The sequence below is a fragment of the Streptomyces zagrosensis genome (assembly GCF_014203645.1).
GTDB lineage: Bacteria > Actinomycetota > Actinomycetes > Streptomycetales > Streptomycetaceae > Streptomyces > Streptomyces zagrosensis.
In genome coordinates, this window is sequence record NZ_JACHJL010000039.1 from 21308 (window position 1) to 28234 (window position 6927).

6 protein-coding genes and 3 pseudogenes are annotated in these 6927 nt (G+C 69.0%); 2 read left to right on the top strand and 7 right to left on the bottom strand.

Annotated features, from left to right (window positions below; translation table 11 throughout):
• Nucleotides 1-10 precede the first annotated feature (10 nt).
• The 4 genes and pseudogenes from FHS42_RS35345 to FHS42_RS35360 all read right to left on the bottom strand — a co-directional run bounded on the left by FHS42_RS35345 (nt 11) and on the right by FHS42_RS35360 (nt 3860).
• Nucleotides 11-1279 carry an ATP-grasp domain-containing protein gene (locus tag FHS42_RS35345; RefSeq protein WP_184580332.1) on the bottom strand — a complete coding sequence of 423 codons (1269 nt, stop codon included), beginning with the start codon at nt 1277-1279 and terminating at the stop codon, nt 11-13.
• Nucleotides 1280-1489: 210 nt separating this feature from the next.
• Nucleotides 1490-2353: pseudogene (locus tag FHS42_RS35350) on the bottom strand (threonine synthase); the annotation flags it as partial.
• Nucleotides 2354-2446: 93 nt separating this feature from the next.
• Nucleotides 2447-3016 (bottom strand): hypothetical protein, encoded by a 570-nt coding sequence (locus FHS42_RS36425; RefSeq protein ID WP_221477182.1) that lies wholly within the window; start codon nt 3014-3016, stop codon nt 2447-2449.
• A 238-nt stretch (nt 3017-3254) separates the two neighbouring features.
• Nucleotides 3255-3860 (bottom strand): DUF4158 domain-containing protein, encoded by a 606-nt coding sequence (locus FHS42_RS35360; protein WP_184580336.1) that lies wholly within the window; start codon nt 3858-3860, stop codon nt 3255-3257.
• A gap of 304 nt (nt 3861-4164) precedes the next feature.
• On the opposite strand from FHS42_RS35360, the pseudogene FHS42_RS36430 reads away from it, so the two are divergent.
• Nucleotides 4165-4296 (top strand): annotated as a pseudogene (locus FHS42_RS36430) (IS21-like element helper ATPase IstB); the annotation flags it as partial.
• 104 nt (nt 4297-4400) lie between these two features.
• Here the strand turns inward: FHS42_RS36430 and FHS42_RS35365 are convergent.
• Entirely contained in the window at nt 4401-4922 is a 522-nt protein-coding gene (locus FHS42_RS35365; protein ID WP_184580338.1) for an HAD domain-containing protein, read from the bottom strand.
• A 204-nt stretch (nt 4923-5126) separates the two neighbouring features.
• Nucleotides 5127-5531, bottom strand: coding sequence for a hypothetical protein (locus FHS42_RS35370; RefSeq protein ID WP_184580340.1), 405 nt, complete (start codon nt 5529-5531; stop codon nt 5127-5129).
• 176 nt (nt 5532-5707) lie between these two features.
• On the opposite strand from FHS42_RS35370, the gene FHS42_RS35375 reads away from it, so the two are divergent.
• A complete protein-coding gene (locus FHS42_RS35375; RefSeq protein ID WP_184580342.1) occupies nt 5708-6613 on the top strand; it encodes an rRNA adenine N-6-methyltransferase family protein in 906 nt (301 codons plus the stop codon).
• Nucleotides 6614-6732: 119 nt separating this feature from the next.
• Here the strand turns inward: FHS42_RS35375 and FHS42_RS35380 are convergent.
• Nucleotides 6733-6927, bottom strand: a pseudogene (locus FHS42_RS35380) (hypothetical protein); the annotation flags it as partial.

The window sequence follows — 6927 nt, forward strand, 5'->3', positions numbered from 1 at the left end:
GGCGGTGCGGTCAGCCGCCGGGACGGATGTCCAGATGGATCTGGGCGAGCGCGGTGTCGGCCCGCCGCGCCGCCTCGGCGGACGTCTCCGCGGTGGCGACGACCAGCCCGCACTGGTCGTGGTTGCTCGTCGGTGGCGCGACCTGGTGGCCGGGAGCGGCCTCGACCTCGAGGTTGGCGACACCCTCGACACGGCGGGCGAGTCCCGTGCCGTGCACGGCGCGTACGGTGCCGCGCTCGCGGGCCATCAGGTAACGCGAGGCGGCGCCGCCGTGTCGGGTGGGGGTGAGGTCCGGGCGCTCACCCAGGTGCATGCGCACGATCTGCTCGCGATACGGGAAGCCCAGGGCCAGTTCCACCAGATCGGCGATCGAGGCGCCGGCGATGCGCGCGTTGATCTCGATGAGTCTCGGGCCGTCCGCCGTCATCCGCACCTCGGTGTGGGCGGCGCCGAAGTCGAATCCGATCGCGGCCAGCGCGTCGAGCGCCGTCCGCGCGAGAGCGCCCGTGACCCGTTCCGGGAGGGCCGAGGGGAAGGTGTCGCCCATCTCGGCGAAGTGCGGGGCCGGGCTGAGCTGTTTGTCGGTGACGCCGATCAGGGTGGTACGCCCCTCGTACGTCACGGTCTCCACGCTCACCTCGTAGCCGAGCGCGTACTCCTCGACGAGGGCACCGGCGCGGCGGCGTTGGCCTCGCGCGTCGTACGGCCGCGCGGCGATCTCGCCGAAACGCGCGCCGACCTCGGCCTCGGTGAACGCCAGGTGGACACCGGTGCTCGCGGACTCGGTCATCGGTTTGACGACGCAGGGAAACCCCAGATCGCGCGCCGCGGCCACTGCCTCGGATTCCGTCGTGACGTAAGCGAACCGTGGTGCCGGAATTCCCGCGGCCAAGCAGACCCGGCGGGTTTCCAGCTTGTCCCGCGCGGTGCCGGCGGCTGTCGGAGAAAGGCCAGGCAGACCGAGCGCCGCCGCTGATTCCGCGACGAAAGGCAGGTTGTAGTCGCAGTGCGTGTAGAGCGCCCTGAGCCGCCCGCTGCCCAGCAGTCCCTCGACTGCTGCGAGGATGCCGGCTGACGAATTCGTGTCGCCCTCGATGACCTTGGAGACGCGCTCCGAGAAGATTTCGGCGACGTTACCGACGCCCTGGTATCGCTCAAGGTCGTTGGTGACGAAGACGACCTCGCAACCCAACCGATGCGCGACCTTGAGGGGCAGCAGCCCGGAAGTGGAGAGCTGTGCCTCCACCATGGCGAAAATCGTTCCGTCATTGAACGACATACCAGCGATGCTAGGGGCGCGAAAAGCGGCGACGCAAGCATAGTCGCCCTTTTTTCCCGACTATTTGCGGTCACCTTCGCGCGGCGGCGGTCGGGGACCCGCGACCACCGCCGCGGGTCCACTGGTCACGGCCCTTGTGCGAGGTGTTCCGGTGACGAGGTGGCGCGGCGGAGGGCGCCGCCCGCAGGCCGTGCCATCCCACGACACCGCTCAGGCGTCGATGCCGGCCGCGCGCAGTCGGCGGCGGACCTGCTCCCACTCGGGGTCCACCGGCTCGCTGATCCGCGTGCCGACGGAGACGTCCTTGAAGCCGCTTGAGGTGGAGACGCACACCACCGGCCCCTCGACCTCGCCCACCTGCCGCAGCCCCGCCAGGCCGGCCGCCGCCGACAGCTCGACCCAGAGCCCCGCCGCGGCCAACTCCCGCTGCGCCGCCCGCATTTCGTTGTCGGTCAGCAGCAGCGGACGGCCGTCGCTCGCGCGCAGCGCGACGACGCCTCGGTAGCCGCCGACGGAGCAGTCGATGCCGTACGCGTCGGTGTCGCCCACCCGCACCGTGGTCGCGGGCACCCCGGCGCGTACCGCCGCGGCCAGCGGGCCGCCGGCGGCCGGCTCGCAGGCGAAGATCCGCGGGACGGAGTCGGTGACGCCCAGGCGCTGGAGTTCGGCGAAGCCCTTCCAGACGCCGTAGAGCAGTTCGCCGTAGCCCGTGGGCACGAAGACGGCGGCGGGGGCCCCGAGTTCGGCGTGGATCTCGTACGCGATGGTCTTGTAGCCCTCGGCGCCGTAGGCGTGTCCGGTGTGGGTGGCCGTCAGGTTGCTGACCGGGTGCAGCCCGCAGTGCTCGACGACCTTGCGGACCAACGGCCACCGGTGGTCGATGGGCACTGGCAGCACCACCGCCCCGTACGCGTGCAGGAACGCGTTAACGGCCGGGGGCGTGTCCGTGGAGGTGAAGACCACGCAGCGCAGCCCGGCCCGGGCCGCGTAGGCCGCTGCCGCCGCGCCGTGGTTGCCGGAGGAGGCGACCACGACGCCCGGGGCACCGGCCCGGACCGCCGCGCTGGTCGTGCATTCGGCTTTCCCGCGCCAGTGGCCCGCCCCATCGCTGTGCCGTTCCGCTTCCGCCCCGTGCGGGGCGCCCCGGCCATTCCCACTCGGGCGGGGTCAGATGTCGCGTAGGAAGGCCTCCGCCTGGCGGCGGAGCGACAGGGGAGCGGCGGACCAGGCCGGGGTGCGCATCACCTCGCGCAGCTTGACCTCCTTCACCTCCCGGGGAGCGTCCTTGCGCAGACCGACGTGCGGCCAGAGCTGGTCCAGATCGTCGTACGGGAGGTCCCAGTAAACGCCGATGCCCGCCTCGGGGACACCGGGTGGCGGCGGGGGCGCGACGTGGACCTCGTCGGCGGTGGCGGCGGGAGTGATCTCGACGAGCGTGAGACCGAACCGTTCGACGGCGTCGCGGAGCAGCACCCGGTGACCTTCGACGGTGCCGGCAGAGGGGGGTTCCCCGTCGAAGAACAGAGCGAGCACCCAGCCGGACTCGCCGGTGCGGGCGAGATCCATGACAAGACGGGTGTCCGTGTCGTCGGTGAAGGAGCGGTGCGCGATGCTCCCCGCCGCCCCAGGGCCTTCGGTACGAGGAGTCTCTTCGAGCCGCAGAGTGCCGAGCAGCCGCCGTAGCTGCTCGGACGTCAGCTCTCCATGGGCGAGCACACGGAGTGCGGGCCAGAGCATGACGAGGTTCCCTTCTTCGATTTTTCAGGACAGGGGCAAGAGGAGCAGCGGGGCACCATGATGATCCAGTACCGCAGCTTCAGATCCTGCCCTACTGCTCCGGCTCGTCTCCGTCCGGCATGGTGCAGAAGACGCCCAGCCAGCAGACCATATGCGCAGTGCTGTACGGCAGAGGGCGGCGGTCACGGATGCATGACCTGGTCCTGCGACCACTTCCCGCACGGCACGCTGCTCTGTGTCAGGGAGTGCCGCAGGCAGAGCGCTCCGTCCTCCAAGGGCACGGGCCCAGGGGCCATGCTCGTCGGCTGTTTCCCGCCCGGCGGCGGCCCCCTCCCGGCGTGCGGAGGCGGGCCGCGCAGAACCGTTCCTCAAAGGTGCTGACCGCCGACCCGACCAGGCGGGCGATGCGTCCCGGCGTCGGCGGCTCCATCCGGTCGCCCCGGCAGCGGACGACCACGGCCTCCGCCAGCCGGTCCCGGTTCAGCTCCACTCCGCACAGCTCCGCCGCGAGCCACTCGGCGAGCTGGGCCTGGTCCTCCCCGGTGCACTCCCGGAACCCGAACGCGCCCCGGATCTCCACCCGGTGTCGCTTGATCGCCCGGCCCTGCCAGTCGTACCCGGCCCACTCCTCGGCCAGCACCTTCACCTGCTGGGCCACGTACGACACCGCAGGCGCCGGAATCTCCCCGACATCTTCCGGGAACCGGGCCTCCACCTCGAAGAACTTCAGCAACAACGCGAACCCCAGCCGGTTCGCCCCCGACTTGTTCCGCAGCCGCTCCTGATCCTCCTCCAGCAGCGTCCAGACCTCGATCAGGTCCTCCGGCTCCCACTCCTGCCGCACTCCGCGCTCCCTCCGGTCGTCGTGACCGGACCAACCTCGCGGAACACCCCGCTCAACAACCCCAGAAGATCGAAAACTCAGACAAGCCCACCCCCGCTTTGCTACAGAGAGCTACTTGTCACTTCGCGGCAGCTTCGGGAGGACAGGGCCTTGAAGGCCGTGGATTCCGTCTGGCCGGAGCCCCGGAAGAAGTTGCCGCCGCGGCCAACTGCGCTGGATCCGTACAAGCCGGTGATCGACGAGATGCTGCGGACGGACCTCGACGCACCACGCAAGCAGCGGCACACGATCACGCGGATCTTCCACCGACCCACGCCTCTGCGCGGCCATCGTCGACCGCCTCACCTTCAACGGCACCATCATCGAGACCGGCACAGACTCCTACCGCCTCGCCAGCACCCGCGCACGAGCTGAAGAGCCCGCCACAGCCAGCTGACTCCTGCGGGTTCCGTCTCGACGGTCCGACGCCCTCACGGGCGGCGGACCGTCCCACAGCGCCACCAGGTCGTTCCCGCGGCCTCTTCATGTTGTCCAGCTGTGTCAGACCGGCTGTCGCAGCCACGACTCGAGAGCCGCATAGTCGCTGTCAGCCAGGCCACGGCGGGGATCGACGCGATGGAGCAGGGCTTGCCCCTGATGATGGGCAGCGACCCAGGCCCGATCGGTATTCGTGATCTCGTCGTCAACCCAGGCGAACGGGCGACCCGCGGCCCATTCGACAAGGGCACGGGTCTTCCAGTGCAGTCTGTTCCGTTCATCCTGGTCATCGATATCGGACGGCTCCGGCCAGACCACCACCGCCAACTGCGGCAGACCAATGCGGGGCGCGATGCACTCGTTCGCGTCCGCCATCCATGTCGTCGCCCAGACCACCTCGCACGGCAGCGCCGCCAGCCGGGGCCCGTGCTCGGGATTAATCCTGGTCAGGAGCGGATTCGCGTCAGCATCGGGCAGTTCAGGACCCGTCGCATAGATCGGATACGGCTGGGACATTGCACCGAACGGGATGAGTGGCCCATCGACATCGAGAAACAACAGGGCACGCTGCACGGAACCAGTCACGGGAGCACGATAGCGGCGGATCCCACCAGAGACCGCCTCGATGACCAAGCCCGACACCCGATCATCGCCCCGCTTGCTGCTACTTCTCGTGAACACCCACGGGGCCCAAGATCCGCAACTGCTGCCCAAAACAGCAGACAAACGCTGCCGCTAGAAGTGAACGAAGCCACCCGGCTGCGGCGTGCGGACCAGTCGGGTGCTGGGTTACTCCATGACATGGTCCGGGTCGGGAAGTTGCGGGGGGAAGTGGCGTTCCAAGATTTCCGTCCACCGGTGCAGCACGACGAATCCAGTGGTGTCGGCCTGCGCCTGGACCAGCTCGGTCAGCGCGTCGATGAATGGCTGGGCGGGTGTGCCCGGCTCGATTGCGGCGGCAGCCCGCTTCAAGCGGTCGTGCGTGGTGGGGAAGATGTCCTTGGCCCAAGCGTCCTGTTCTTTGACGCGGCGGGAGCTCGCTTCGGCGTTGATCTGCATGACGGTCCACTGTGGGCAGTCGGGCGAGTGCCACATCTGGATGGGCTGTCCCACCCCGACGCAGGCGTTCCTGGCACCGGGGCCCGCCTGGCAATCCGCACACAGCTCACCTTCCGTCTCCGCGAAACCCTTCATCGAGATACTCCCCTCGCCTGCCTGGAGAGCAAGAGCCTGCCATGGGCGACCAACCAGTGGGAAGCGCTTCAGCCAGATCGGTGTCGGTTGCATTCGTCGTAGGACGGTCCTGCACTTGCAGGATGTGCACCCCGAAGAGGACCCTCAACCACCCGAGGACGAGTAGCAGCGCGACGATGTCCACGGACCCGGGGTACTGGCGCGGCGAGTGCGCGCGCAGCATCGATACCTACGCGCCTGGGTACTTCCACCACCGGCCTTGGCTGCGCGAGGTTTTTCTCGCCACGCCGCGTGAGCAGTTCGTGCCCGACCTCGTGTGGTGGCCCGACGCACGAGGTGACGGCCTGTACCCCCAGTTAGACCGCACGGTGCGACCACGGCAGTGGCTGGAGGCGGTCTACCGGCCGCTGGCCGCCCTCATTACACAGATGGACGACGGCCAGACACCACCCGAAAACGGTTCGGCCAGCGGTACCTTCACCAGCTCCATCTCCTGCCCGTCGATCGTGGTGGACATGCTCCACCACCTCGACCCGCAACCAGGCGAGAACGTCCTGGAGATCGGCGCCGGCACCGGCTACAGCGCCGCGCTCCTCGCCCGTCGCCTAGGCCCACGCCGCCTAGTCACCATGGAGATTGACGCCGCTCTCGCGCAGGAGGCTGCGCAACGACTACTGCGCCTTGATCCCGCGCTCGAAGTGCTGGTGGTCACCGGCGCCGGTGAGCTTGGGTATCCACTGCGGGCGCCCTACGACCGCATCGTGTCCACCGCCGCAGTGCGTACCATTCCCCCAGCCTGGCTGTGCCAAGTCCGCCACGGCGGCACCATCCTCACCCCCATCGACACCCCGTACGGCCATGACGCCCTACTCACACTCACCTGCGACGGCGCCGGCAGCGCCACAGGCCACCTCATCAAACCGGTAGCGTTCATGAAACTGCGCGGCCAACGCCACCAACCCCCATGGGAAAACCTCGGCTGGCCCAAAGAACTCCCCGTTGCCGACGCCCCGCCGTGGAAACACCACCGCGTCACCGCAGACCCCGCAGGGCAGCGCATCTATCTCCACCGAGCCCAGTAGAGCCGAACACCACCGCCCCGCGACGTGGCCGGCCATGGCCTTCGGCTCCACCCGCCCAGCCCCTCGCAGTGGCGGGCAGGTGCCCGCGGTCAGATGGTGCTCTGCGTCAACTGGTCTCGTTAGCGTTGTGCCTCAACCACGGTCTGGTGTGCTTGCGTCTCTTGTGGTCGCGGTGGCGTCGCCTGCTGCCAGGTGCCCTGTTCCAGCGCTGTCAGCACATCCCGTTTGATCTGCGCTCGTTGGTCGTTGCCGACGAGTTCCCCGGGGAGGTAGCCATCGCGCACCTCGTGAGGGCGTAGCACGGAGCGGATGAA

What these genes read in the sequence shown, in the direction of transcription:
- FHS42_RS35375 (WP_184580342.1), top strand. Translation starts at nt 5,708, where the DNA reads ATGTCCACGGACCCGGGGTACTGGCGCGGCGAGTGCGCGCGCAGCATC.
- FHS42_RS36425 (WP_221477182.1), bottom strand. Translation starts at nt 3,016, where the DNA reads ATGCTCTGGCCCGCACTCCGTGTGCTCGCCCATGGAGAGCTGACGTCC.
- FHS42_RS35370 (WP_184580340.1), bottom strand. Translation starts at nt 5,531, where the DNA reads ATGAAGGGTTTCGCGGAGACGGAAGGTGAGCTGTGTGCGGATTGCCAG.
- FHS42_RS35345 (WP_184580332.1), bottom strand. Translation starts at nt 1,279, where the DNA reads ATGTCGTTCAATGACGGAACGATTTTCGCCATGGTGGAGGCACAGCTC.